This window comes from Azospirillum halopraeferens DSM 3675 (genome assembly GCF_000429625.1).
In the GTDB taxonomy this organism is placed as follows: domain Bacteria; phylum Pseudomonadota; class Alphaproteobacteria; order Azospirillales; family Azospirillaceae; genus Azospirillum; species Azospirillum halopraeferens.
In genome coordinates, this window is sequence record NZ_KE386928.1 from 210,316 (window position 1) to 234,775 (window position 24,460).

Sequence of the window (24,460 nt, forward strand, 5' to 3'; positions counted from 1 at the left end):
GGGCTGAACGGGCCCTTACCGGGTTTCCAGCCCCATCAGGGAGCGGGCGAACTGGTCGGCGTCGAAGGGGCGCAGGTCCTCCACGCCCTCACCCACGCCAATGGCGTGGACCGGCAGCCTGAACTTCTCCGCCAGCGCCACCAGCACGCCGCCGCGGGCCGAGCCGTCCAGCTTGGTCAGGATCAGGCCGCTGACGTTGACCATGTCGCGGAAGACCTCGACCTGGCTGTGGGCGTTCTGGCCGGTGGTGGCGTCCAGCGTCAGCAGGGTGGTGTGGGGGGCGCTCTCGTCCAGCTTCTTGATGACGCGCACCACCTTCTTCAGCTCTTCCATCAGGCCGGCCTTGTTCTGCAGCCGGCCGGCGGTGTCGATCAGCAGCACGTCGACGCCGTCGCGCCGGGCGCGCTCCAGGGCATCGAAGGCGAGACCGGCGGCGTCGGCCCCGGTGTCCCTGGCGACCACGGGGCAGCCCGTGCGTTCCCCCCAGATCCTGAGCTGGCTGACCGCGGCGGCGCGGAAGGTGTCGCCGGCGGCGAGCATGACGCTCTTGCCCTCGTCGCGGAACTGGCGGGCCAGCTTGCCGATGGTGGTCGTCTTGCCCGTGCCGTTGACGCCCACCACCAGGATGACGTGGGGCCGGTGCGCCGGGTCGATGGCGAGGGGCTGCGCCACGGGGGTGAGGATCTTCGCCACCTCGCCGGCCAGGGCCCGCTTCACCTCGTCGGGCGACACCTCCTTGCCGAAGCGGGTGCGCGCCAGTTCCGCCGTCATCTTCGCGGCCGTGACCGGCCCGAGATCGGCGGTGATCAGCAGCTCCTCCAGCTCCTCCAGCGCGTCGTCGTCCAGCTTGCGCTTGGTGAAGATGCCGGTGATGCCGTCGGTCAGCCGGGACGAGGACTTGGACAGCCCCTCCTTCAGGCGCGACAGCCAGCCCTTCTTTTTCGGCTCCTCCGCCGGGGCCGGCACGGCCGCGACGGGCGGCGGGGCTTCCACCTCCTCCGGCTCTTCCGGCACCTCGGCGACGGTCCGCTCCTCGGGCTCTTCCGGTGCGTCGGCGTGCACCTCCGGCGCGATCGGTTCGGGGGCGATCGGTTCGGGGGCGGCCGGTTCGGGGGCGGGCGGGGGAACCGATTCCGTCGGCTGCGTGTGCTCCTCGTCCCGGGGCTGCTCCTCGGGCTTCTTGCGGCCGAACCAGCGCAGGATCATGAGCGCTCCGAACTCCCTGTGGCGGTGTCGAGGGGGCGGCCGGTCAGCCGCTCGCCGTCGATGCCGGTGATGCGGGTGGGAACCAGCGTGCCGGGCGCGAAGGCCCGGTCCAGGCGGATCTCGGTGAAGTGTTCGGTGCGGCCCAGGGTGTCCTTCTCCACCAGCACCGTGGCGGTGCGGCCGACCGCCGCCGCGAGATGGCGCCGCACCGCGGCCGCTCCGGCGGCGCGCAGGCGGGCGGCGCGCTCCTTGCGGAAGGGCGCGTTGTCGTTGGGCATGCGGGCCGCCGGGGTGCCGGGGCGCGGGCTGTAGGGAAAGACGTGCAGCCAGGTCAGCCCGCAGTCCTCCACCAGGCGCAGCGTGTTGGTGAACATCGCCTCGTCCTCGGTGGGGAAGCCGGCGATCAGGTCGGCGCCGAACACCATGTCGGGCCGCGCCCGCCGCACCCGCTCGCAGAAGGCCACGGCGTCGGCGCGGGAGTGGCGGCGCTTCATGCGCTTCAGGATCAGGTCGTCGCCGGCCTGGAGCGACAGGTGCAGGTGCGGCATCAGCCGCGGCTCACTCTCGATCAGGCGCCAGAGGTCGTCGTCGATCTCGATGCAGTCCAGCGACGACAGGCGCAGGCGCGCCAGCTCCGGCACGCAGGCCAGCAGGCGGCGCACCATCTGCCCCAGCGTCGGCGTGCCCGGCAGGTCGGGGCCGTAGCTGGTGATGTCCACGCCCGACAGCACCACCTCGTTGTAGCCGGCGGCGACCAGCGCCTTCACCTGGTCCACCACCGCGCCCAGCGGGACCGAGCGCGACGGACCGCGGCCGTAGGGGATGATGCAGAAGGTGCAGCGGTGGTCGCAGCCCTGCTGCACCTGGACGAAGGCGCGCGCCCGATCCTCGAAGCCGCCGATCAGGTGGCCGGCGGTTTCCTTCACCGACATGATGTCGTTGACCAGAACCCTTTCGGCCGGCGGCAGGCCCCAGCTTTCGGGCTGCAGCTTCTCCCGGTTGCCCAGCACCTGGTCGACCTCGGTCATGGCGGCGTAGCGCGCCGGGTCGATCTGAGCGGCGCAGCCGGTGACCACGATGCGGGCGTCCGGGTTCTCCCGGCGCAGCTTGCGGATGGCCTGGCGCGCCTGCCGCTCCGCCTCGGAGGTGACGGCGCAGGTGTTGACGACGATCACGTTCCCCAGCCCGGCGTTGCGCGCGTGGCTGCGCATCACCTCCGACTCGTAGGTGTTGAGCCGGCAGCCGAAGGTGACGATCTCGGGATCGCAGGGGGGAGGGGGCATGGTGCTCACGCCGTCAACCCGGCGGCCAGGCGGCCGGTGAAGCTGACGGCGACCGGGCCGCTCATCAGAACACGGCCCGGGGCGGTCCATTCGATGGTCAGGGTGCCGCCGTCCAGCACCACGTCGGCCTTGCGGCCGGTCAGGCCGCGCCGCGCCGCCGCCACCAGGGTGGCGCAGGCGCCGGTGCCGCAGGCCCGCGTCACGCCGACCCCGCGCTCCCACACGCGCATGCGGATGTGCGAGGGGCCCAGCACGGTGGCGAACTCCACGTTCGTGCGCTCGGGGAACAGGGGGTGGTGCTCCAGGCCGGGGCCGATGCGCTCCACCTCCACCGACTCGGCGTCGGGCACGAAGAAGACGCAGTGCGGGTTGCCCATGTTCACCGCCACCGGGTCGGCGACGCCGTCCTGCGCGATGGGCAGGTGCAGGGTGTCGACGGCCCGGGCCAGCGGGATCTCCGCCCACTCCAGCCGCGCCGGTCCCATGTCCACGGTCACCGCCTCGGGTCCGGCGCGCCACGCCTCCAGGGGGCCGCACGCCGTCTCGAACCGCACGTGGTCGCCGCCGGTCTCCTCCATCAGCAGCCAGCCGACGCAGCGCGCGGCGTTGCCGCACGCCTCGACCTCGCCGCCGTCGGCGTTGCGGATGCGCATCAGCGCCGCCGCACCGGGGGTGCGCGGCGGTTCCACCACGATGAACTGGTCGCAGCCGACCCCGGTCTTGCGGTCGGCCATGGCCCGCACCGCCGCCACGGAGGGGGCGAAGGGCTCCGTCCGGGCATCGATCACGACGAAGTCGTTGCCGAGCCCGTGCATCTTCAGGAATTCGCGCGTCATGACCGCCGTTATATGGCGATGCACCGTAAGGAGTCCATGGCGGCGGCACACCCGCCGTTCACGCCTCGCGGAAGACCAGGAGCTTGGAGGCGGTAAAGTTGAAGAGCATGCCGGCCAGCGAGCCGACCGCCACCGCCAGGGCGGGATGGGCGGTGAACAGGGCGCCATAGGCGATGCAGCCGGCGTATGCCGCGTAGTTGACGACACCGCCCACCGAATTGGCGGCGATGAACTTCGCCCACTGGCGGTGCAGCGGGTCCCGCCGGGCCGTGCGGAAGGTGAAGGCGCGGTTCAGCGCCCAGGTGGCGGTGGCCGCGGCGAAGAAGGACGGCACCCGCGCCGCCAGGAACCCGGCGTCGCCGTAGGCATGCAGGGCGAGGCCGTGCAGCACCGCGTACAGCACCGCCACGTCGACCGCCAGGCCGATGACGCCGACGACCCCGAAGGCGCCGAACTGGCGCGCCAGCCGTCCGGCGCGGGCGTTCGACAGGCGGGCAAGCGGCCCGGTCATCGCACGGCCCCGGCGTGGGCCGGCTCCGGCTCCCGCTCCGGCGCCGCGGTGCCGGCCGCCGGCAGCGGCGGGCGTGCCGGCGGCGTGCCGGGGGCGGGAATGGTGAGGTAGCGCAGCCGCTTCAGCTCGCGCCGGCCATGGGTCACGGTGTCGAGGATCAGGCCGCAAACCAGGCTGAGCATGCCGGTCAGCGCCAGCCCGGTCGCCAGCACCGCGGTGGGCAGGCGCGGCACCATGCCCGTCTGCAGGTAGGTGGCGATCAGCGGGGCGACGAGGCCGAGGGCGACCAGCAGCAGCAGGCCGGCGATCGAGGCAAAGAAGGGCAGAGGGCGCTCCTCCTTCACCAGGATCAGGATGGTGCGCAGGATGCGGAAGCCGTCGCGGAAGGTGCGCAGCTTGCTGGCCGAGCCGGCGGGGCGGTCCTTGTAGGGGGTCTTCACCTCGGCGATGGGCATGCGCAGCTCCAGCGCGTGCACCGTCAGCTCGGTCTCCGTCTCGAACCCCGACGCCAGGGCCGGGAAGGTCTTGACGAAGCGGCGCGAGAACACCCGGTAGCCGGACAGCATGTCCTGGATGCGGTTGCCGAAGATGTGGGCGACGATGCCCGTCAGCACCTTGTTGCCGAAACGGTGGCCGGGCCGGTAGGCCGCCACGATGTCGGTGACGCGCGCGCCGTTGACCATGTCGAGCTGGTCCTCCCACAGGCGCTGCACCATCATCGGCGCCGAGGCGGCGTGGTAGGTGTCGTCGCCGTCCACCAGCACGTACACGTCCGCCTCGATGTCGGCGAACATGCGGCGCATGACGTTGCCCTTGCCCTGCAGCGGCTCGTGGCGGACCACGGCACCGGCGGCCCGCGCCACCTCCGCCGTCCGGTCGGCCGAATTGTTGTCGTAGACGTACACCGTGGCGTCGGGCAGCGCGGCGCGGAAATCGCGCACAACCTGGCCGATCGCAGCCTCCTCGTTGTAGCAGGGGACCAGGACCGCGATGACGGGCGGGGTGGCGGGAGTCACGGTGGTGGTGACGGTCATGGCTGGGAACGCACCCTATGCGGCAACGGACTGGATATGGCAGCTAGAACAGCACAAAGCCGGCCATTATTCCACCTCGTCGATCCGGTTTGGCCGGGGTGTGCCATCGTTCTGATTGTATTGAATGCTGGGAATATGGCATAGGTTGCGGCAACCGCAGGCTGCCTTCCGTTCCCGCGCTGTCGGGGGGAATGGCCGGGGACCGGCGGTGACTCGCTCGCAGTCTTCGAGGCTCCCGGATGACTATCGTCTACCGAACGTTGATGGCGGCCGTGCTGGCGCCGGTCGGTGGCGCCCTGCTGTTCCTATGTGTGGCTCTGCCGTTCAACATCGCCACCCATGAAGCCGACCTGGCGGCGGTGCGGGACGGGCTGCGGGCTGCCGATGCGCGCCGCGCCTTCCTGGCCGACCCGCGGAGCGCCGTGCTGGGGGTGCCGTTCGACCCGGTGCGCGGTAGCGACCAGTTCACCGATTGCATCGTGCTGCTGCAGGTCCTCTACCGCCACGAGGATCGGTTGAAGGATGCGGTCGATTCCCGCATGGGCGAGTTCACCCCGGTCCCCTGCGAGCGGGTGATGCAGGCGGTGGACGGCGCGGTGTCGCCGCCGGGATCCTACTTCCGCTACTGGATGGGATCGCGCTACCTGCTCCAGGCCTTTCTGCCGGCGATGACGGTGGAGGAGGTGAGGAACCTCTATAAAACCTTGTCCTATGGGGCGGTCGCGGTGCTGGTCCTGGCGGCGTTCCGGGTGTCGCGGCCGGTCGGCCTGGCCGTTCTCCCGGTCGGCGCCGCGTTGATCGTCGGGCTCGGCCTCGACGTGTTCGGCCAGCACCTCGGCCACGCTCCGACCTATTTCGTTCCGATGGCCCTGGCGGCGCTGATGTGCGCCGTTTCCGGCTGGTTCGTCGACGTGGGGCGCCGACTCGTCGCCGTCGCCGTGATCGCCGCGTCCGTTGCCTACTTCGACATTCTCAGCGGCGGCCTGCCCTTCATGCTGGCGCTGATGCTCTTCATCACGCACCTCTGCTACGGCAGCACCCTGTCGCCGCACGGGTCCGCCCGTGCCGGGAACCCGATCCTGTCCTTCGCCGCGGTCGGCGCGGTGTTCACCGCGACCGCGATCCTGGTGGTGGTCGCGAAACTGGCGGCCATGGCGACCATCGCCGGCATGCACGACCCATTCTCGGCCTTCCTCGCGTCGCTGTCGGACCGTATGGGGACCACGGTGCTCGACTTCACGGTGACGCGTGCGATGGTGTTCGAGAAGCTGTGGGAGTTCCGCGTGTTCGCCTTCTCCGGCAGCCCGTTGCGCGCCGACCTCGTCCTGGCGGCCGGTGCCGCCGCCTGGGGACTGGCGATCGCTGCCGCGCCTCTGTGCCGGTCCCGGCGGACGGTGGCGCTGGACGTGCTGCTGCTGTTGGCAGCGGCGGCAACGGTCCCGGCATGGTACATGGCGTTCGTGAACCACACCTTCATCCACACCTGGTTCATGGTCCGGGTCGGCACGCTTCCCGTTGCCATAGGCTTCTCCGCCCTGGTGGTGGTGGCGGTCGCGATGGTAAGGCAGAGGCGTGCGGCGGCAGCGTTGGGCTGGGTCGGGGAACCGGCGTGGCGGGGCTGATCCGCTTGCAGATTACGGGCGCCGATCATCGGCGCAGGTGCGCAAGGGGGGGATATGCGATCGCTGACCCGATGGATCCGTCGGCGCGATGAGGAGGCGCCTCTCTCGGCCGGGGCGGCTGCCGCGTCGGACGCGGCGGCGGAGCCTGCGGCGCAGAGCAAGGGCGAGGGTGAGGGCGAAGACGCCCGCACCGCCACACGCGCCACCCTGACCGACGAGTGGAAGCAGCGCCAGGCCAAGGTGGACTGGATGCATGCCCCGCAGATGGCGCCCTACGTCAACGGCCTGGTGTCCGGGCGCGCCATGGAGGACGGCGGCCATTGGTCGGCGTACGCGTGCAACCTTCATGTCCGGCCGCTGTACGAACGGCGGCGCGCGTCCGGCGCGGATGGGGGCACGGGCCTGTCGATGCTCGCCGTCGGCTGCGGCACCGCTCACATCGAGCGCAGCCTGGTCGAGGCGTTCCGCTGGCCGGTCAGCCGCCTGGTGGGGCTCGAGTACGACGATGCCCTGCGCGCCGCCGCGGCGGCCTCGTTCGCGGAACTGCCCGAAGTCGATGCGACGTTCCGCCACTTCGACTTCAACGGTGACAACAGCGCCGGCGAGCGGTTCGACATCGTCTTCTGTTGCCACGCCATCCACCACGCGACCGAGGTGGAGGGGCTTCTGCGCTTCATCAATGCCAGCCTGAAGGACGACGGACTGTTCATCGGCATCGAGTACTTCGGTCCGACGCGTTTCCAGATCGAGCACGACGTGCTGCCGATCATCGAGGAGCTGTTCGCCATGCTGCCGCCGGACCTTCGGCGCGACCTGGGCGATCCCGACGGCGCGGTGGCCGAGCGCTTCAGGCCCGCCACCATCGCCGAGGTCGCCGGCTTCGACCCCTCGGAATCGGTGCGCAGTTCCGACCTGCGTACGCTGCTGTTCGCCACCTTTCCGGTGCTCGACCTCAAGCCGATGGGGGGGACGATCCTGCGCTGGCTGCTGCAGAACCGTGCCGGCAACTTCCGGGACGACGACCCCAACCACGTGGCGATCATCCGCCTGCTCCAGTTCATCGAGCGCGAATTCATCGCCTTGCGGCGCATCCGCTCCGACGACTTGTTCTTCGTCGTCGGCAAGAGCGATCGCATCTAGTCCCGGGTTCGGTCAGTCATGACGTCGAACCCGGTTTCGGCCGCGACGGCGGCCGCGGCCCGATAGGGCTGAATTGCTCTATCCGGCGCCCCCGCTGCCGGAAACCCGCTCAACCCGGCACAGGTTCAGCGGCTCCCCGAGGTTGTTGGGGATGACGCGGCAGGCGTCGGGGTCGAGGCGCAGCCCCATCAGCGCCGCCGCGCGCGCGGCACCCGGCGTGTCGGGGATGGTGCTGAGCATCAGGAAGCGTCCCTCGTGCGCCGCCACCCGCCGCTGCACGATGCCGAGGTAGGCGTTGCCCACCGAATCCGGTTGCAGGAAGTTGGACTGGATGCGCACGAAGGGAATCTGCGGCGGGAACTCCGGGATGACGTGGGACGTCGCCCAGTAGCCGGCCATCAGCACCATGGTTTCATGGGGCGCCTCGACCGGCGGCACCTCCGCCTGCACCCAGGTGCGGCTCCACGGCACGCGGCCCCAATCGGCGGGCACCGCCGTCGCCTGCGCCGTCGCCAGCAGCAGCACCGCTAGGCCCAGCCGGGCGCCGCGCCGCAGCGGCAGCCACCCCGCCGCCAGCACGATGGCGAGGGGCGCCACCATCTCCAGCGGCACCAGATAGCGGTAGATGCAGAACATCCACACCCACAGCGCGTAGGCCGCCGCGACCGCCACCAGCAGGAAACGGGCCGCCGCGGGGTCGCCGACCGGGCGCGCCCGCCGGCCCGCCAGCCGGGCGATGCCGCCGGCCAGCACCGCCAGCGGCACCAGCACAAACAGGATCACCACCCGCAGGTCGAACCACGGCACCTCGCCCGCCGCCAGCGGTTCGGCGGTGAAGATGAAGGGGAACAGCAGCCGCTCCCGCAGGCCGTCGGGGAAGAAGGAGACGTTGCGGTACGCGTCGGGGGCGGCGAAGGGTGACAGGAACAGATGGTTCATGTGAGGGAACAGGGGGTTCCCGTAATCCTGCCAGAGGTGCGCCATCCAGAAGCCGGACACCGCCGCCACGCCCGCCAGCGCCCCGATCCCGAAGACGACCGCCAGCCACAGCCGCCGCCACGGCGACCCCGGCAGCACCGGGAAGGCGAGACACAGGCCCGTGGCGTAGATCGCCATGGGCATCTTCAGCCCCATGGCGGCCCCGGCGAGCATCCCGGCGGCGGCGGCGCGCCACGCCGCCGGGCGCGCCGGTCCGCGCGTCAGTCCGGGGATGTCGGCGAGCACGATCACCAGAGCCCCCAGCACGCCGAGGCTCAGCACGTTGTCATAGAAGGTGGTGCCGATCAGGCCGAGCGCGCCGCCGCCCAGGCCCGCCATGACGCCGACGATGGCGGCCAACCCGACCCGCCCCATGTCCGGCAGCGGGCGCAGCGCCGCCAGCGCCGCCGCGAAGGCGAGCGACAGGTTGATCCCCTGCACCGTGCCGAGCAGGAAGCCGACCACGGGCGCCGGCCAGGCCGAGGCGGCCAGGAAGAACGGAACGTCCAGCAGCGGGTTGTAGAAGGTCGGCATCTGCGCCGGCAGCAGATCGAAACCGATTCGTCCGGTCAGGAAGGCGTAGGCGTTGTACCAGTGGTAGTTCCGCAGGTCCCAGTTGGCGTCCATGCCGTAGCGCAGGGTCAGCGCCCCGTAGGCGAGCGGCGCCAGCCACAGGAACAGGCGGGCCAGGAACCGGGCGCGGCGGTCGGCGGTCGGCAGGATCATGGCGAGGCGGCCGGCGGTCGGAGGGGCGAGCGACGCATTTGTGTTAAGCCAGACGAGCGATGGCCGCAAGGCCGGCGCAGCGGCGAAGCCTGTGAAACCCTTCGCTTCCGCCGGGTGGAAACGCGGTGAAGCTGCCTCTGGCGTCGACGGCGCCAGTCTGCTATTCACCGGACTCCGACCGGCGCCTTTGCCGAAATTTCGCGCGCGACAGGTAATGCGATGGATAAATTCACCGTTCTCACGGGCGTGGCGGCTCCGCTGCCGATGATCAACGTCGACACCGACATGATCATCCCCAAGCAGTTCCTGAAGACCATCAAGCGGACCGGTCTGGGCAAGCATCTGTTCGACGAGATGCGCTACACCCCCGACGGTGGCGAGGTCGAGGGCTTCGTGCTCAACAAGCCCGCCTATCGCAACGCCAGGATCCTGGTTTCCGGCGACAATTTCGGCTGCGGCTCCTCGCGTGAGCATGCGCCGTGGGCGCTGCTGGATTTCGGCATCCGCTGCGTCATCGCGCCGAGCTTCGCCGACATCTTCTACAACAATTGCTTCAAGAACGGCATCCTGCCGATCAAGCTGCCCAAGGAGCAGGTGGATCTGCTGCTGGACGACGCCGGGCGCGGGTCCAACGCGGTCATCACCGTCGACCTGGAAAAGCAGGAGATCACCGGCCCCGACGGCGGCACGATCCGCTTCGACGTGGATCCGTTCCGCAAGCACTGCCTGCTCAACGGCCTGGACGACATCGGTCTGACCCTGCAGCAGGTGTCGGCCATCGATTCCTTCGAGGCCGGCCGGCGCACGCAGCAGCCCTGGCTGGCGCTCTGATCGCAACCCGATCGCCGCGGCGCCGGTGCGCCGCACCCTGACCAGTTCCCATTTGAGACCAAGAAAGCGGAGCCCTTAAAGATGGCCGCCCCCAAGAAGATCCTCTTCCTCCCCGGCGACGGTATCGGTCCCGAGGTCATGCGGCAGGTGCGCCGCATCATCGACTGGATGGACCGCCGCCGCGGCGTGCCCTTCGATGTGACCGAAGGGCTGGTCGGCGGTGCGGCCATCGACGCCCACGGCGTGCCCCTGGCGGACGAGACGCTGGCCGAGGCCAAGGCGGCCGACGCGGTGCTGCTGGGCGCCGTCGGCGGCCCGAAGTGGGACAACGTCGCCTTCGAGATCCGGCCCGAGGCCGGCCTGCTGGCCCTGCGCAAGGAGCTGGGGCTGTTCGCCAACCTGCGCCCGGCAGTGGTCTTCGACGCGCTGATCGACGCCTCCACCCTGAAGGCGGACGTGGTGCGCGGGCTCGACCTGATGATCGTGCGCGAGCTGACCGGCGGCGTCTATTTCGGTGAGCCGCGCGGCATCGAGGAGCTGCCCAACGGCGAGCGCCGCGGCATCAACACGCAGGTCTACACCACCAGCGAGATCCGCCGCGTCGCGGCCGTCGCCTTCGAGCTGGCGCGCAAGCGCGGCAACAAGGTCCACTCCGTGGAGAAGGCGAACGTCATGGAGTCCGGCCGCCTGTGGCGCCAGGAAGTGATCAGGCTGCACGAGGAGCAGTTCTCCGACGTGCAGCTCGAGCACATGTACGCCGACAACTGCGCCATGCAGCTTCTGCGCAATCCCAAGCAGTTCGACGTGATCGTCACCGACAACCTGTTCGGCGACATCCTGTCGGACGAGGCGGCGATGATGACCGGCTCGCTGGGCATGCTGCCGTCGGCCTCGCTGGGTGCGGCGGACGCCAACGGGAACCGCAAGGCCCTGTACGAGCCGGTGCACGGCTCCGCCCCGGATATCGCCGGCAAGGACCTGGCGAACCCCATCGCCTCCATGCTGTCGTTCGCCATGGCGCTGCGCTACTCCTTCGATCTGGGCGGTGACGCCGACATGATCGAGAAGGCGGTGCAGAACGTCCTGGGCGGCGGCATGCGCACGTCCGACATCATGGCGCCGGGCATGGCCCGCTGCTCCACCACCGTGATGGGCGATTCGATCCTGCGCGAACTGGACAAGATGTCCGCCTGATCGCGGACGCCGCATCCGAAAAAAAATGGCCCCCTTCCCGACCGGGAAGGGGGCTTTTTCATAAGCCGCTTCGACGTCTGCGTCGGCGTCAATCCCCGTGCTCGGCGGCCCGTTCCGAGCCGCGGCCGCCATGGCTGGCCTGCCCGCCCTTGCGGCCGGCTTCCGCCGCCAGCGCCGGGTTCTTGGAGAAGCTGCGCGACGACGCCGGAACGCTGCGGCCGCCCTTGCGGCCCGCCTCGGCGGCGAGTTCGGGGTTCTTGGAGAAGCTTCGCTTGGCGGCGGGCACGCTCTCTCCGCCCTTGCTGGCGATTTCCCGCTGCCGCTCCCGATCCATCGACGCGAAGCCACGGTTCGACGTGCGTCCCCCGTCCTTGGAAGCCATGTCCCACCTCCACCTTTGCCACGCCTCGGAAACCGCGGGGGCGGGTGGTTGGTTCCGTTTCTGCGCGCACGTTAGAGGTGTGTGCCCGCTTCGCGTCTGCGGGATGACCCGGCGGGACCGGCCGACGGCACAGGGTGCAGGGCGGCGCGCCCGGCGTCCAGCACGGCGCGGGTGAGGCCGGCGAGGGTCGTTCCGGCGATCCGGCTGTGCTGCCAGTGGAGCGGCACGTCGAGCGTCGCCCCGGGCACCAGGGCCACCAGCCGCCCCGCGCGCAGATGGCCGGCGACGAGCACCTCGGGGTTCATGCCCCAGCCCAGCCCGGCCAGGGCGGCGTCGACGAACGCCCGGCTGGAGGGCAGCCAATGGGTGAGCGGCGGCTCCCCGATCCCGAAGCGGTCCCGCAGCCATTGCGTCTGGAGCCGGTCCTTGCGGTTGAAGGTCATGGCCGGGGCGCGGGTGATGGCCGCCGGGGTGACGCCGTCGGGGAAATGCCGGCGGACGTAGTCCGGGCTGGCGGTCGCCACATAGCGCAGCGCCCCCAGCGCGTGAACATCGCACCCCTGGACGGGCGTCCCGGAGGCGGTGACGGCCGCCAGCACCTCGCCGTTGCGCAGCCAGTCGGCGCTGTGATCCTGGTCGTCGAGAACGAGATCGAACAGCACATCGTCCGTCCGGGCCATGGCGGACACGAACCAGGTGGCGAGGCTGTCGGCGTTCACCGCGATGCGCAGCGTCACCGGCGCCGCAGCCGGACCGATGCCGGGCAGGGTCCCGCGCAGCGCGTCCTCCAGCAGGGAGACCTGCTCCACATGCTGGCACAGGCGTTGACCGGCGGCCGTGCCGGTGCAGGGCTGGCCGCGCACCACCAGGACCGTGCCCAGCCGCTCCTCCAGCAGCTTGACGCGCTGCGACACGGCCGAGGGGGTCACGTGAAGCTGCCGGGCGGCCCGTTCGAAGCTGCCGGTCCGGATGACCGCGGCCAGCGCGGAGAGGAGCGCGTAGTCGAACATGATTCAGCACTGCTTAATCAGCACAAGGATGTTTAACGCTGCTAATGCCGCATCGCGTGGTAGCACGGATCGCCGCTTCCGCGAAAGGTGCCGCCATGCTGTCCGCCTTCCTGCCGGGATTCCTCCTCGGCCTCAGCCTCATCGTCGCCATCGGTGCCCAGAATGCGTTCGTGCTGCGCCAGGGCTTGCGGGACGAGCATGTGGCGGCCGTCTGCCTGACCTGCGCCCTGTCGGACGCCGTGCTGATCCGGGCCGGCGTCAGCGGCTTCGCGCAGGCCGGTGACCGGCTGCCGTGGCTCGTGCCGGCGATGAGCTATGCCGGTGCCGCCTTCCTGGTGGTCTACGGGATCGGGCGCTTCCGGGCCGGTCTGCGGGCCGGCGGCGGCCTGGCGCCGGCCGATGCGGTGCCTGCGGGGCTGGGGCCCACGCTGCTGATGTGCCTGGCGCTGACGTGGCTCAACCCGCACGTCTACCTGGACACGCTGGTCCTGGTCGGCTCGGTGTCCACCCGCTTCGGGGAGGGGCGGGACGCCTTCGCCCTGGGCGCCATGACCGCCTCCTTCGCCTTCTTCTTCGCCCTGGGCTATGGTGCGCGCCTGCTGCGCCCGGTGTTCGCCCGCCCCGGCGCATGGCGGGTGATGGAGTTCGCCATGGCCATCGTGATGTGGGCGATCGCGGTGCGTCTGGTCGTATGAGCCGAAAGCGGGTCAGCGTCCGCCGGAGCGGCGGGGCAGGGCGGCCGGGCGCAAGGCCCCGCCGACGGAGCGGACGGGCAGCGTTGCCTCCTGCCGGCGCTTGTCGAACTGCTCGAAGATGCGCAGCAGGTGACCGGCCGTGTCCTCGCCGTAGCGGACGTCGATTCGGGCGCGGCCCAGCTCGCTCGCCAGGTCTTCGCGCAGGTGGCCGAACATGGCTTCGAACAGCGCGTCGAAGTGCGCGTCGGTGAAGGTGAAGCGTTGATCGCGCAGGGTCTCGGTCATGCGGCGCACGAAGGACTGGCGTTGGAAATGGAACTGCTTGAAGCGCAGCAGCACCCGCACGAACACCGCCCCGGCCACCGCCGGCAAGGTGATGTGGCGGCGGATGCGCTCCCACACTTCGGCGTCGCGGCCGCTGCCGATCTGGCGGAAGACGGCGACGGCGTCGGCGTTCATTGCCTCCCATTCCTTCTCGTAGAACAGACCGGCCAGCGTGGCTTGCAGCCCCGGGACGGCGACACGGGGGAACAGCGCGCCGGTGAGGGGATCGACCTCCTCCGGCACGGTGCCGGGCACCGTGGAGAAGATCAGGCGGGTGACGAAGTCGCGCCGCCGCCCCTCGTCCGCGGGATCGGCAACGGGTGTGGCGTGGGGTGCGCCACGCTCGGTGCAGGTGCGGCAGGTGCGGGCGAACAGGGGCAGGGCCCGCGGCCACTGCTCCATCAGGGCGCCGAAGGCGCGCCCCAGCTCCTCGCGGGTCACCACGCCCCGGGCGTTGAGCTGTGGGGCCATCGCCTCATGGATCGTGCGCACGAGGGTGCCGGCGACATCGTGATGGCGGACGAACGGCGGGGTGTCGGAGATCTCGGCCATGGCGCGCCCCTTCGGTCGATGGTCCCGTACGGCGCCGCACCGCCGCTCAACCGCAATCGATATGCTTTCATCTCAAATTGCGTATTTTTGTCGGCGTTGCGGGCCCGGACTCCGGAAGTGTGCCAACGCCGCCGCCGTGCCGCTGTGACCGCCGTCACAGGTCGACCGATTTCGGCCAAAAAAAAGCCGCAGCCCGGAAGGGCCGCGGCAATTGAGTCTTGGGAGGAAACGCCCGGCACGCTTGCCGTCGTCGAAAAGAAGGTAAGGTCGCTTGACCGAATCCGGTAGTACCAATTCGACATATGTGCGGTGCGGTAGCCGCATATGCGAGTGTGTGAGGATCACACAGCCCCGCCCGGCACGCGCGTCCTATTCCCCCAGCTTTTCGCGCACCAGCGCCTTCGTCTCCTCGATGCCGTACAGTTCGATGAAGGACCCCATGCGCGGACCGGTGGTCTGGCCCAGCAGCACCTCGTAGAGGGCGCCGAACCAGGCGCGCAGCTCGGTGAAGCCGTGGCGCTTGCCGACCTCGAACACCTCGTTCTGGATGGCGGCGGCGTCGGCCCCGGCGGGCAGCGCGTCCAGGACCGCCAGCAGCTCGGTCAGTGCGGCGCGCTCCTGCTCCGTGGGGGCGCGGAAGCGCTTGGTCGGCTTCACGAAGTCCTGATAGTAGCGGACGGCGTAGCCGGCCAGAGTGTCCAGGAAGGGGCTGTTGGCGGGCGTGGCGTCGGGTGCGTAGCGGGAGATGAAGCCCCACATCACCTCCTTCGTCCCGGCGTTGGCGGCCCCCGCCAGGTTCAGCAGCAGGCCGAAGCTGAGGTCGGCGCGCACGGCCGGCGGGCTGCCCGCGTGGATGTGCCAGGACGGGTTCTCCAGTTGCTTCGCCGTCTCCTCCGCCGGGAACCTGGAGGTGAAGGCGATGTACTCGTCCACCGCTCGCGGGATCACGTCGAAGAACAGCCGTTTGGCGGTCTTCGGCTTCTGGAACATGTAGAGCGCCAGGCTCTCCGGCGGGGCGTAGGACAGCCATTCCTCGACGGTCAGGCCATTGCCCTTGGACTTCGATATCTTCTGTCCGCGGTCGTCGAGGAACAGTTCGTAATTGAACCCGTCGGGCGGGGTGCCGCCGAGGATGCGCACGATCTTGCCGGCCAGCTCGACCGAGGGGATCAGGTCCTTGCCCGACATCTCGTAGTCGACGCCCAGCGCGTACCAGCGCATGCCCCAGTCGGGCTTCCATTGCAGCTTGACCGCGCCGCCGGTCACCGGCGTCTCCACCTTGCGGCCGTCCTCGTCCTCGAACACGATGGTGCCGGCATCCGGATCGCGTTCCAGGATCGGCACCTGGAGCACCCGGCCGGTGGACGGCGAGACCGGCAGGAAGGGGCTGTAGGTCTGCTGCCGCTCCTCCCCCAGGGTCGGCAGCATCACCGCCATGATCTCGTCGTAGTGCCGCAGCACCTTCAGCAGCGCGTCGTCGAAGCGGCCGGAGGTGTACCAGTCGGTGGAGGACTGGAACTCGTACTCGAAGCCGAAGCCGTCCAGGAAGGCGCGCAGGCGCGCGTTGTTGTGGGCGCCGAAGCTGTCGTGCGTGCCGAAGGGATCGGGCACGCGGGTCAGGGGCTTGCCCAGGTGCTGCGCCACCATCTCGCGGTTGGGGATGTTGTCGGGCACCTTGCGCAGCCCGTCCATGTCGTCGGAGAAGCAGAACAGGCGCGTCGGCAGGTCGCTCATGGCCCGGAAGGCGTGGCGGACCATGGTGGTGCGCACCACCTCGCCGAAGGTGCCGATGTGCGGCAGGCCCGACGGGCCGTAGCCGGTTTCGAACAGGACATAGCCTTTGGCGGGCGGCGTCCCGGCGAAGCGCGCCACCAGTTTGCGCGCCTCCTCGAACGGCCAAGCCTTCGCCTGCAACGCCAGTTCCCGCTCGCTCGTCATCACCCGCCGTCCTTTTCCGTTCCACTTGTCGCCCGGACGCGCGACCCTAGGACCGTTGCGCGTCAAGGTCAATTCCGGAGGGCCGGCGGGGATGGGCGAAGCGTGGCGGCGGGTGTGGCGCGGCGGGGCGACTCCACGCCTGCGCGCGGCGGCGGCGGTGCTGGCGCTGGCCGCCGGCGTCGCCCTGGTGGCGGCCTTCGAGTCGCTGGTGACGGACCGGTCGACCGCCTATCTCGGTGTGCTCCAGGAACGGGCACTGGCCACCTTCGCCGCCGCCCGCGGCCTCAACGCCGCCCTGTCGGTGCTGGCTTCCACCAACGTGTCCATCGTGGTGGCGCAGATCGGGCCGGGCCAGGTGCTGGACCCCCTGGACGATCTGGTGGAGCAGTTCTCCGCCGTGATGCTGGCCGCGGTGGCCGCCATCAGCATCGAGCGGCTGGCCCTCCAGATCGTCGGCGATCTGCCCGCGTCGCTGCTGCTGGGGGTGCCGCTTGCCGGGGTGGCGGCGGTGCGCCTGTGGAGCGGCAGCCTGGCGGGTCCCGCCGGGCGCGGCCTGCTGGCCGTCCTGGTGCTGGCCGCCGCCGTCAAGGTGGTGGTGCCGCTGGCGCTGCTGGCGGTGGAGGCGGTGTCGGACGGCTACCTGCGCGACCGCTACGCCGTGGCGCAGGAGCGCATCGCCCTGTTCGCCGCCAGCGAACCCGCGCCGGAAGCCCTGCGCGAGGGCGGCGGGCTGTTGCAGGCGCTGCCCGGCCGCGACGACGTGGACGGCTGGGTGCAGCGCATCTGGCGCGACAGCCGGGGCATCCTGGAATCCATCATCAGCCTGATCGCCATCTTCCTGGTGGAAACGGTGCTGCTGCCCCTGGGGGTGGTGTGGCTGCTGCTGCGCGCCGTCTCCGCCCTGCTGCGTTGGGTGCTGCGGCCGGGCGGCGGGGCGCTATGACCAAGGGGACCCTTGCCGGCCGCACCGCTCTCGGCGACTGTGGCGCGCCGCAGCGAACCGGGGACGCGCACGCCATGGGCTGGATCTATCTGTCGGTCGCCATCGTGTTCGAGGTGACCGGCACCGTCTTCCTGAAGATGTCCGACGGCATGAGCCGGCTGGGACCGGCGCTGGTGGTGCTGGCGTGCTACAGCGTCTCTTTCACCCTGCTGGCGCTCACCCTGAAGACGCTGGAGGTGGGCATCGCCTACGCCATCTGGTCGGCGGTGGGCACCGCCGCCATCGCCGTGCTGGGCATCCTGGTGTTCGGCGAATCGGTCAGCGCCGCCAAGGTCGCCGGCCTGGTGCTGATCGTCGCTGGCGTGGTCAGCCTGAACCTGGCCGACCGGGCGCTGTAGGGGCGCCGTCCGGCCATACGCAGTCGTCCAGGCGGTCGCGGGCGACGATGGCCATGCGCTGGCGGATGACGCCCGAGCGCCGGGAGACGTAGGGGCCGGGCTGCGACGCCGACCACGACCGCGGGCTGGGCAGCACCACTGCCAGCAGCGCCGCCTCGCGGTCGCCGAGTTCCGCCGCCGGCTTGCCGAAATGGGCGCGCGCCGCGGCTTCGGCGCCGTAGATGCCGTCGCCCCATTCGGCCACGTTCAGATAGACCTCCAGAATGCGCGCCTTGGGCCACAGGGTCTCGATCAGCAGGGTGAACCACGCCTCCGCCCCCTTGCGCAGCCAGGTGCGGTCCGGCCACAGGAAGACGTTCTTGGCGGTCTGCATGGAGATGGTGGAGGCGCCGCGCAGCCCGCCGCCCTCCCGGTTGCCGGCCAGTGCGGCCCGGATGGCCGGCACGTCGAACCCGCCGTGGCGGCAGAACCGGCTGTCCTCCGACGCGATGACCGCGCGCACCAGGTGCGGCGACACCGCGTCCAGCGGCACCGGGGTGTGGTCGATGCCGGCGCCGGCGGCGGCGCGCAGCAGCATCAGCGCGGTCACCGGCGGCGGCACCACCCGGTACAGCATCACCCAGCCGATGCTGACGGCCACCAGGGCCAGCACCAGCGCCGCCAGCGTGCGGCGCGCCCGCCTCAGCCACTCCCTCACCCGGTGCCCTCCCGTGCCGTCTCCCGCGGCGGTGTTCCCCGCGGCGCCCTTCGTCGTGCTCGCTTTGCGGTGCGGGCGTTTCCTATACTCGCCGCCATGAACATGGCACCCGTTCCCGCCGGCCTGCGAGCCCTTGCCGACGCGCCCGCCCTGGTGGCGGGCCCCCGGCATGTGGTGTGGCTCAGCGCCGATGGCGAGGTGGAAACCCTGGCACCCGGCCAGGCGGCCCTGCGGGTGCGGCGGACGCCCCCCATCCTCTGCCACACCCGCGCCGTCGCCCGCCGCCTGGGGCTGTCGGAGCCGTTCCCGGCGCTCGACGTGCTGGAGCTGTTCGCCTTCGTGCAGCCCGCCTGCTTCTGCGTGCCCACCCCGCGCGGCCTGGCCGAGGCGCTGGACCTCCCCCTGCCCGAGGGGGCGGAGGGGGAGGCGGTGGCGCTTCAGCGCGCGGTGCGCCGCCTGCTGGGCGGCTTGGCGACGCCCGGCCGCGCCGATGCTGCCGAGGCGGTGTCCCTGGCGTGGGAGATGGGGCGCGCCGGCTGGCTCTGGGCGCCGTCGGTGCTGGCCGCCCTGGGCCGTCCCGACGGGCCGGAGCGGGGCCGGTCGCTGGGCGGCTTCAAGGTATGGACCCGGCTGAAGGAATGGCAGGAGGGGCCGCCGGAGCCGCCGCCCCGCCAGGCGCCGGTCGAGCCGGAGGAGGCGCGCCGGCGGCTGGCCGAGATGCTGGAGGCGCCGGTCCCCGGCAAGCGGGCGGAGCCGCGACCCCAGCAGGCCGACTACGCCAGCGCCGTCGCCGCCGCCTTCGCGCCGCGCCCGGCGCCGGAGACGCCCAACGTGGTGCTGGCGGAGGCCGGCACCGGCGTCGGCAAGACCCTGGGCTATCTGGCGCCGTCCACCGTGTGGGCGCAGAAGAACGGCGGCACCGTGTGGATTTCCACCTACACCCGCAACCTTCAGCACCAGATCGACGCCGAGCTGGACCGCCTCTTCCCCGATCCCGCGGACAAGGCGCGCCGCGTCGTCGTGCGCAAGGGGCGGGAGAACTACCTGTGCCTGCTGAACCTGGAGGACGCGGTGCGCGGCCTGTTCGGCTCGCCGCACGCCGCCGTGACGGTCGGGCTGATGGTGCGCTGGGCGGGCGCCACCCGCGACGGCGACCTCACCGGCGGCGACTTCCCCGGCTGGCTGGTCGACCTGCTGGGCCGTCAGCACACGCTGGGCCTCGCCGACCGGCGGGGGGAGTGCATCTATTCCTCCTGCGACCACTACTCCCGCTGCTTCATCGAGAAGAGCATCCGCCGCGCCCGCCGGGCGGAGGTGGTGATCGCCAACCACGCCCTGGTGATGGTGCAGGCGGCGCTGGGCGGCGGTGACGAGATGGCGCTGCCCACCCGCTATGTCTTCGACGAGGGGCACCACGTCTTCGACGCCGCCGACAACGCCTTCTGCGGCCATCTGTCGGGCCGCGAGGCGCAGGAACTGCGGCGCTGGCTGGTGGGCGCCGAAGGCGAGGGCGGGCGCAGCCGGGCGCGCGGCCTGAAGCGCCGGCTGGAAGACCTGGTGGCCGGCGACGCCGAGGCCGAAGCCCTGCTCGACGCCGTGCTGGAGCGCGCCCGCGCCCTGCCGGGCGACGGCTGGGCGGCGCGGCTGGCCGCCGACAACCCGCAGGGGCCGGCGGAACGCTTCCTGGTGATGGCGCGGCGCCAGGTGCAGGCCCGCGCCCCCGGTCAGGACGGCCCCTACAGCCTGGAGGCCGACAAGGACCAGCCCGTGGACGGGCTGCCGGAGGCGGCGGAGGCCCTGGAGGCGGCGCTCGCCCGCCTGTCGGAGCCGCTGGACGCGCTGGCCCGCCGCCTGGCCAAGCGGCTGGAGGACGAGGCGGCCGAACTGGACCCCGACCAGCGCCGCCGCATCGACGCCCTGTCGCGCAGCCTGCAGCGGCGCGGCGTGATGACGGTGGAGGGTTGGCGGGCCATGCTGCACGCCCTGAAGGCCGAGACGCCGCCCGACTTCGTCGACTGGTTCGCGCTGGAGCGCCAGGACGGGCGCGACGTGGACGTCGGGCTCTACCGCCACTGGGTCGATCCCACCGTGCCGTTCGCCGCGGCGCTGGGACCGCAGGCGCACGGCATGGTCGTCACCTCGGCGACGCTGACCGACGGCACCGGCGACGTGGCGCTGGATTGGCGGGCGGCGGAGGACCGCAGCGGCGCCAGCCACCTGCCGCTCCCCGCCCTGCGCGCCCGCGTGCCGTCGCCCTTCGACTACCCCGCCCGCACCCGCGTGCTGGTGGTCACCGACGTGCGCAAGGACGACCTGGGGCAGGTGGCGGCGGCCTATCGCGAGCTGTTCCTGGCCGCCCGCGGCGGCGGCCTCGGCCTGTTCACCGCTATCAGCCGGCTGCGCGCCGTCTACGACCGCATCGTCGCCCCGCTGGACCAGGCCGGTCTGCCGCTTTACGCCCAGCACGTGGACCCGCTGGACGTTGCCACGCTGATCGACATCTTCCGCGGCGAGGAGCACGCCTGCCTGCTGGGGACCGACGCGGTGCGCGACGGCGTGGACGTGCCCGGCCGCAGCCTGCGCCTGATCGTCTTCGACCGCGTGCCCTGGCCGCGCCCCGACATCCTGCACCGCGCCCGGCGCGATGCCTTCGGCCGGCGCCGTTACGAGGACATGATCGCGCGGCTGCGCCTGAAGCAGGCGTTCGGCCGTCTGGTGCGGCGCGCCGACGACGTCGGCGTCTTCGTCCTGCTGGACCCGATGATGCCGTCGCGCCTGTTCGGGGCGTTCCCCGAAGGCGTCACGGTGCGCCGGGTCGGGCTGAAGGACGCGATACGGGAGACGGGTGCCTTTCTCGGCTGAGCGGGATCGCCGGTATCAATGCAGCCGCCGGGGTGGCGTGTCCGGCGGGCGGGGGCGGTCCACCCGGGCCTGCGGCGCCAGGGGGCCGGATTGATGATGGGCCAGGCGCCAGGCGCCGTCCTCGCGCACGAACAGGTTGCTCGCCATCAGCACCGATTCCGCCAGCACCTCCTCGCAGATCACCAGGCCGCTGTCGGTGTAGAGCTGCACCGCCGCGTGGCGCGGCCGGATCAGGGTGGGGACGGGGTTGGCCAGCAGGTCCCGCCAGCTCTGCATCACCGCGTCGCGGCCGCGCAGGGGCATCCAGCCGGGATGCAGGCAGGTCACCGGCAGGTGCCGCGCCCACAGCGCGTCCATGGCGGCGTAGTTGCGGTCGGCAAAGGCACGGTAGAACGCCTGGTTGAGCGTCAGCAGGGTGTCGGTGTCGTTCATCGCCGGGACATCCCCCCTATATTCAGGCGCCATCGCGGTACAGCAGCCGGCGCAGCAGGGCGGCGGCGGCGATTCCGATCAGCGTGCCGACGGTGTTGGCCGCGACGTCCCCCACCGAGCCGCTGCGCCCCGGCACCATCGCTTGCGCCACTTCCAGGGCGGCGCCGAAGGGAATCATCGTCAGGGCCGCCAGCAGCGCCGTCCGCCGGCGCGCGAACCCCAGGGCCGGCAGGACCGACAGGCCGGCAAAGGCGACGACGTGCAGCAGCTTGTCCGCATGATACTCGCCCCCCGGCGGCGCCGTGCCGGCGGGGAGCGCCAGCGCCGCCACCCCGGCGATGCCGGCCAGCCACAGGACGATGAGGCGGCGGTCGCCCGCCGGTGCCGGTGCCGGGATCGCCGGGTGCGCATCGTTTGTCGTCACGTGATCCGCTCTCCCGGCCACCATCGCTGTCCCGCCGACCGTAATTCACCACGGGAATCCCGCTCAAGGCGATTCCGCGCGGCGTGCACCCCGGCATCTCGGATTCGCGGCGGAGCGGACCGCTCCAAACCTTTCCTTAATCACCATCGCGCTTCAATGGCGCCCGCCGTTGCTGGGAGGGGGCTGCGATGCGCCGGATACTGATGCCGATTCTGATGGCCGCCGGCCTGGCCGTCATGGCCGGGGCGGGGACTGCCGCGGCGCGCGACCCGGCGGGTGTGCAGCCGCAGCCGGCGGCGTGGGGCCGCCTGGCCGCGCCGTCGCAGGGGCCGGCGCAGGCCATCGGCGGCTACGCCGCGGGCTGCCTGGCCGGCGGGGTCCCGCTGGCGGGCGAGGGGACCGGCTATCAGATCATCCGCATGAGCCGGAACCGCTATTACGGCCATCCCTCGCTGATCGCCTATCTGGAGGATTTCGGGCGCAAGGTGGCGGCGGCCGGGCTGGGCACGGCGCTGATCGCCGACATGACCCAGCCGCGCGGCGGCCCGATGCGGTACGGCCATGCCAGCCACCAGAGCGGCCTCGACGCCGACATCTGGCTGCGCCTGGATCTGCCGGCCCTGGGGCGCAAGGAGCGCGAATCGCTGCACGAGGTCCGCTACGTCGACTACGCGCGGATGAGCGTCACGCCCGCCTGGTCGGAGCGCCAGGCCCGCATGGTGCGCATCGCCGCATCCGACCGGCGGGTCGACCGCATCTTCGTGAACCCGGCCATCAAGAAGGACCTGTGCGCCCGCCCCTGGCCGGACCGCGCCTGGCTGGGCAAGGTGCGGCCGTGGCACGGCCACGACGGGCACATGCACATCCGCCTCGTCTGCCCGCCGGGCAGCTCGCAGTGCGTGCCACAGAAGGCGCTGCCCGAGGGCGACGGCTGCGACGAGGATCTTGCCTGGTGGCTGGAGCGCGCCGTGCCCGCCCGGGAGATCCCGCCGGAAAAGGCCGTGCCACCCAACCCGAAGTTGCCACCCTCCTGCACTGCGGTGTTCGGCGCCAAAGGCATTTCCGTTGCGCAAGCAAAGCCGGCCGGCAATTATGACAACAATTAAACGTTGGCGCCGGTAATCCTTCGGGATTACCCTGGCCGATAAGAATACGGCAGCGCGCGGGCGGGTGCGTATGACGGCGGATGACAGGAAGGGTTCCGGGGATGGCGGGGGCGTCAGTCTCAAGACGCGCCTCTACGCCTGGTGGGAAGGTTACGACCTTTCCGCCCTCAAGCGGCGACAGGGGGACGATGGCCGCGACCACGCCGGTCAGGCACCGCCGGCGTCCGGCAAGGCCGCCGCCGCGGGCATGAACCGCTGGGGCAAGCCCCTGTGGTCGGCCACCCGGATCGAGGTGGCGGAGCGTCTGTGGGGCACCGGTTTCACCACGCCCGGCGGCAACGATCACGTGCCCTACCTGGTCAAGCCCCTGGGGCTGAATCCGGCGATGAGCGTGCTGGACCTGTCCGCCGGTCTCGGCGGCACCAGCCGCGCCATGGCCAGCAAGTACGGCTGCTGGGTCACCGGCCTGGAAAGCACGGCCCTGCTGGCCAAGGAGGGCATGGAGCGGTCCTTCCGCGAAGGGCTGGAGAAGAAGGCGGTCATCGAAGCCTACGACCCGGAACACTTCAGCTATTCCAAACGCGTCGACGCCATCCTGTACAAGGAGGGGCTGTTCTCGGTGCAGGATAAGGAGCAGCTCTTCGACGGCATGGAGATGGCGCTGAAGCCGCGGGGCCATCTGCTGCTGACCGACTACATCCTGGCCGGTGACACCAAGCGCGACGTCATCGAAGGGTGGGCCGACAAGGAACCGCTGGAGCCCAACCTGTGGTCGCTGGAGCGCATGCAGAACGCCTTCGCTCAGCGCAACCTCGACCTGCGCATCGCCGAGGACATGACCGACACCCACCGCCATCTGATCCTGGTGGCCTTACAGGCGTTTGCCGGCTATCTGGAACAGTATGCCCTGACCCACGAGACCAAGGTCGCCGTGATGGACGAGATCGAGCTGTGGGTGCGCCGGGTCGCCGCGCTCGACGCCGGTCTGCGCTGCTACCGTTTCTACGCCATCAAGCCGGCGGAGTAGGGCGGCGGGGGCCGGAAACCGGGCGCGCAGCCCGTTGACACCCGCGGGGCACCGCACTATGGTGCGCGCCCTGTACCAAGCCGCCGACCGTACCAGGAAGACCAGTCATGAAGATCGTCAACTCGCTGAAGTCGATGAAGACGCGTCACAAGGCCTGCCGCGTGATCCGCCGCAAGGGCCGCGTCTACGTCATCAACAAGCAGAACCCCCGTTTCAAGGCCCGCCAGGGCTGATACCGGCGGGCGGCCGGCCCCGCCGGCCGCGTCTGCACAAGGACGACCAACGACGAACCGCGCCGGCCCTCCGGCG

At 71.1% G+C, this 24,460-nt stretch carries 24 protein-coding genes; 11 read left to right on the top strand and 13 right to left on the bottom strand.

What is annotated here, in order from left to right; all coding sequences use genetic code 11:
* Positions 1–15 precede the first annotated feature (15 nt).
* Genes ftsY through G472_RS36210 form a run of 5 tightly spaced genes read right to left on the bottom strand, consistent with a single transcriptional unit; the run spans position 16 to position 4,870 of the window.
* Positions 16–1,206 (bottom strand): signal recognition particle-docking protein FtsY, encoded by a 1,191-nt coding sequence (ftsY, locus tag G472_RS0128445; protein WP_084536965.1) that lies wholly within the window; start codon positions 1,204–1,206, stop codon positions 16–18.
* Positions 1,203–2,489: a tRNA (N(6)-L-threonylcarbamoyladenosine(37)-C(2))-methylthiotransferase MtaB gene (gene mtaB / locus G472_RS0128450; RefSeq protein ID WP_035694092.1), complete on the bottom strand. Its 1,287-nt coding sequence runs from the start codon at positions 2,487–2,489 to the stop codon at positions 1,203–1,205. Before mtaB ends, ftsY begins: the two co-directional genes overlap by 4 nt.
* Before the next feature lie 5 nt (positions 2,490–2,494).
* The gene (dapF, locus tag G472_RS0128455) at positions 2,495–3,325 is read right to left on the bottom strand and encodes a diaminopimelate epimerase (RefSeq protein WP_029011108.1); all 831 of its coding nucleotides are present in this window, start codon (positions 3,323–3,325) and stop codon (positions 2,495–2,497) included.
* A gap of 58 nt (positions 3,326–3,383) precedes the next feature.
* The gene (locus G472_RS0128460) at positions 3,384–3,836 is read right to left on the bottom strand and encodes a GtrA family protein (protein WP_051341491.1); all 453 of its coding nucleotides are present in this window, start codon (positions 3,834–3,836) and stop codon (positions 3,384–3,386) included.
* Positions 3,833–4,870 carry a glycosyltransferase family 2 protein gene (locus tag G472_RS36210; protein ID WP_051341495.1) on the bottom strand — a complete coding sequence of 346 codons (1,038 nt, stop codon included), beginning with the start codon at positions 4,868–4,870 and terminating at the stop codon, positions 3,833–3,835. The genes G472_RS0128460 and G472_RS36210 overlap by 4 nt, the downstream gene beginning before the upstream one ends.
* A gap of 239 nt (positions 4,871–5,109) precedes the next feature.
* Between G472_RS36210 and G472_RS0128470 the strand changes: the two genes are divergently transcribed.
* A complete protein-coding gene (locus G472_RS0128470; protein ID WP_156927288.1) occupies positions 5,110–6,492 on the top strand; it encodes a hypothetical protein in 1,383 nt (460 codons plus the stop codon).
* Positions 6,493–6,546: 54 nt separating this feature from the next.
* Positions 6,547–7,632, top strand: a complete 1,086-nt coding sequence (locus G472_RS37710) for a class I SAM-dependent methyltransferase (protein WP_029011111.1) — start codon at positions 6,547–6,549, stop codon at positions 7,630–7,632.
* A gap of 78 nt (positions 7,633–7,710) precedes the next feature.
* On the opposite strand, the gene G472_RS0128480 is transcribed toward G472_RS37710, so the two are convergent.
* Positions 7,711–9,336 (bottom strand): hypothetical protein, encoded by a 1,626-nt coding sequence (locus tag G472_RS0128480; RefSeq protein ID WP_245593613.1) that lies wholly within the window; start codon positions 9,334–9,336, stop codon positions 7,711–7,713.
* Between the two features lie 219 nt (positions 9,337–9,555).
* Between G472_RS0128480 and leuD the strand changes: the two genes are divergently transcribed.
* On the top strand, positions 9,556–10,167 hold the full coding sequence (gene leuD, locus G472_RS0128485; RefSeq protein ID WP_029011113.1) for a 3-isopropylmalate dehydratase small subunit: 612 nt from the start codon (positions 9,556–9,558) through the stop codon (positions 10,165–10,167).
* A gap of 81 nt (positions 10,168–10,248) precedes the next feature.
* Entirely contained in the window at positions 10,249–11,361 is a 1,113-nt protein-coding gene (leuB, locus tag G472_RS0128490; protein WP_029011114.1) for a 3-isopropylmalate dehydrogenase, read from the top strand.
* An 88-nt stretch (positions 11,362–11,449) separates the two neighbouring features.
* Here leuB and G472_RS0128495 read toward each other — a convergent pair whose 3' ends face one another.
* A complete protein-coding gene (locus G472_RS0128495) occupies positions 11,450–11,743 on the bottom strand; it encodes a con-10 family general stress protein (protein ID WP_029011115.1) in 294 nt (97 codons plus the stop codon).
* A gap of 71 nt (positions 11,744–11,814) precedes the next feature.
* Entirely contained in the window at positions 11,815–12,753 is a 939-nt protein-coding gene (locus G472_RS36220; RefSeq protein WP_051341497.1) for a LysR family transcriptional regulator ArgP, read from the bottom strand.
* A gap of 95 nt (positions 12,754–12,848) precedes the next feature.
* Here G472_RS36220 and G472_RS0128505 point away from each other — a divergent pair, with 95 nt between their 5' ends.
* Positions 12,849–13,448 (top strand): LysE/ArgO family amino acid transporter, encoded by a 600-nt coding sequence (locus tag G472_RS0128505; RefSeq protein WP_029011116.1) that lies wholly within the window; start codon positions 12,849–12,851, stop codon positions 13,446–13,448.
* Between the two features lie 12 nt (positions 13,449–13,460).
* Here G472_RS0128505 and G472_RS36225 read toward each other — a convergent pair whose 3' ends face one another.
* Positions 13,461–14,324 carry a hypothetical protein gene (locus tag G472_RS36225; protein ID WP_051341498.1) on the bottom strand — a complete coding sequence of 288 codons (864 nt, stop codon included), beginning with the start codon at positions 14,322–14,324 and terminating at the stop codon, positions 13,461–13,463.
* A 369-nt stretch (positions 14,325–14,693) separates the two neighbouring features.
* Positions 14,694–16,262, bottom strand: a complete 1,569-nt coding sequence (locus tag G472_RS0128515; protein ID WP_029011117.1) for a lysine--tRNA ligase — start codon at positions 16,260–16,262, stop codon at positions 14,694–14,696.
* A 91-nt stretch (positions 16,263–16,353) separates the two neighbouring features.
* On the opposite strand from G472_RS0128515, the gene G472_RS39905 reads away from it, so the two are divergent.
* Positions 16,354–17,205: a hypothetical protein gene (locus G472_RS39905; protein ID WP_029011118.1), complete on the top strand. Its 852-nt coding sequence runs from the start codon at positions 16,354–16,356 to the stop codon at positions 17,203–17,205.
* On the top strand, positions 17,202–17,603 hold the full coding sequence (locus G472_RS0128525; RefSeq protein WP_342667969.1) for a DMT family transporter: 402 nt from the start codon (positions 17,202–17,204) through the stop codon (positions 17,601–17,603). Before G472_RS39905 ends, G472_RS0128525 begins: the two co-directional genes overlap by 4 nt.
* Here the strand turns inward: G472_RS0128525 and mtgA are convergent.
* Positions 17,572–18,300, bottom strand: a complete 729-nt coding sequence (gene mtgA, locus G472_RS36230; protein ID WP_051341500.1) for a monofunctional biosynthetic peptidoglycan transglycosylase — start codon at positions 18,298–18,300, stop codon at positions 17,572–17,574. The two genes, G472_RS0128525 and mtgA, sit on opposite strands and share 32 nt — an antisense overlap.
* Before the next feature lie 96 nt (positions 18,301–18,396).
* Between mtgA and G472_RS0128535 the strand changes: the two genes are divergently transcribed.
* Positions 18,397–21,162: an ATP-dependent DNA helicase gene (locus G472_RS0128535; protein WP_035694022.1), complete on the top strand. Its 2,766-nt coding sequence runs from the start codon at positions 18,397–18,399 to the stop codon at positions 21,160–21,162.
* 15 nt (positions 21,163–21,177) lie between these two features.
* On the opposite strand, the gene G472_RS36235 is transcribed toward G472_RS0128535, so the two are convergent.
* Together G472_RS36235 and G472_RS0128545 are read right to left on the bottom strand one after the other, a co-directional pair.
* Positions 21,178–21,594 (bottom strand): nuclear transport factor 2 family protein, encoded by a 417-nt coding sequence (locus G472_RS36235; protein ID WP_035694023.1) that lies wholly within the window; start codon positions 21,592–21,594, stop codon positions 21,178–21,180.
* 22 nt (positions 21,595–21,616) lie between these two features.
* On the bottom strand, positions 21,617–22,018 hold the full coding sequence (locus tag G472_RS0128545) for a VanZ family protein (protein WP_169732863.1): 402 nt from the start codon (positions 22,016–22,018) through the stop codon (positions 21,617–21,619).
* A 188-nt stretch (positions 22,019–22,206) separates the two neighbouring features.
* Between G472_RS0128545 and mepA the strand changes: the two genes are divergently transcribed.
* The 3 genes from mepA to ykgO all read left to right on the top strand — a co-directional run bounded on the left by mepA (position 22,207) and on the right by ykgO (position 24,384).
* A complete protein-coding gene (gene mepA, locus G472_RS36240; RefSeq protein ID WP_051341503.1) occupies positions 22,207–23,124 on the top strand; it encodes a penicillin-insensitive murein endopeptidase in 918 nt (305 codons plus the stop codon).
* 70 nt (positions 23,125–23,194) lie between these two features.
* Positions 23,195–24,151, top strand: a complete 957-nt coding sequence (locus tag G472_RS0128555) for a methyltransferase domain-containing protein (protein WP_051341505.1) — start codon at positions 23,195–23,197, stop codon at positions 24,149–24,151.
* A 107-nt stretch (positions 24,152–24,258) separates the two neighbouring features.
* Entirely contained in the window at positions 24,259–24,384 is a 126-nt protein-coding gene (gene ykgO, locus G472_RS0128560) for a type B 50S ribosomal protein L36 (protein WP_012973122.1), read from the top strand.
* Positions 24,385–24,460 lie beyond the last annotated feature (76 nt).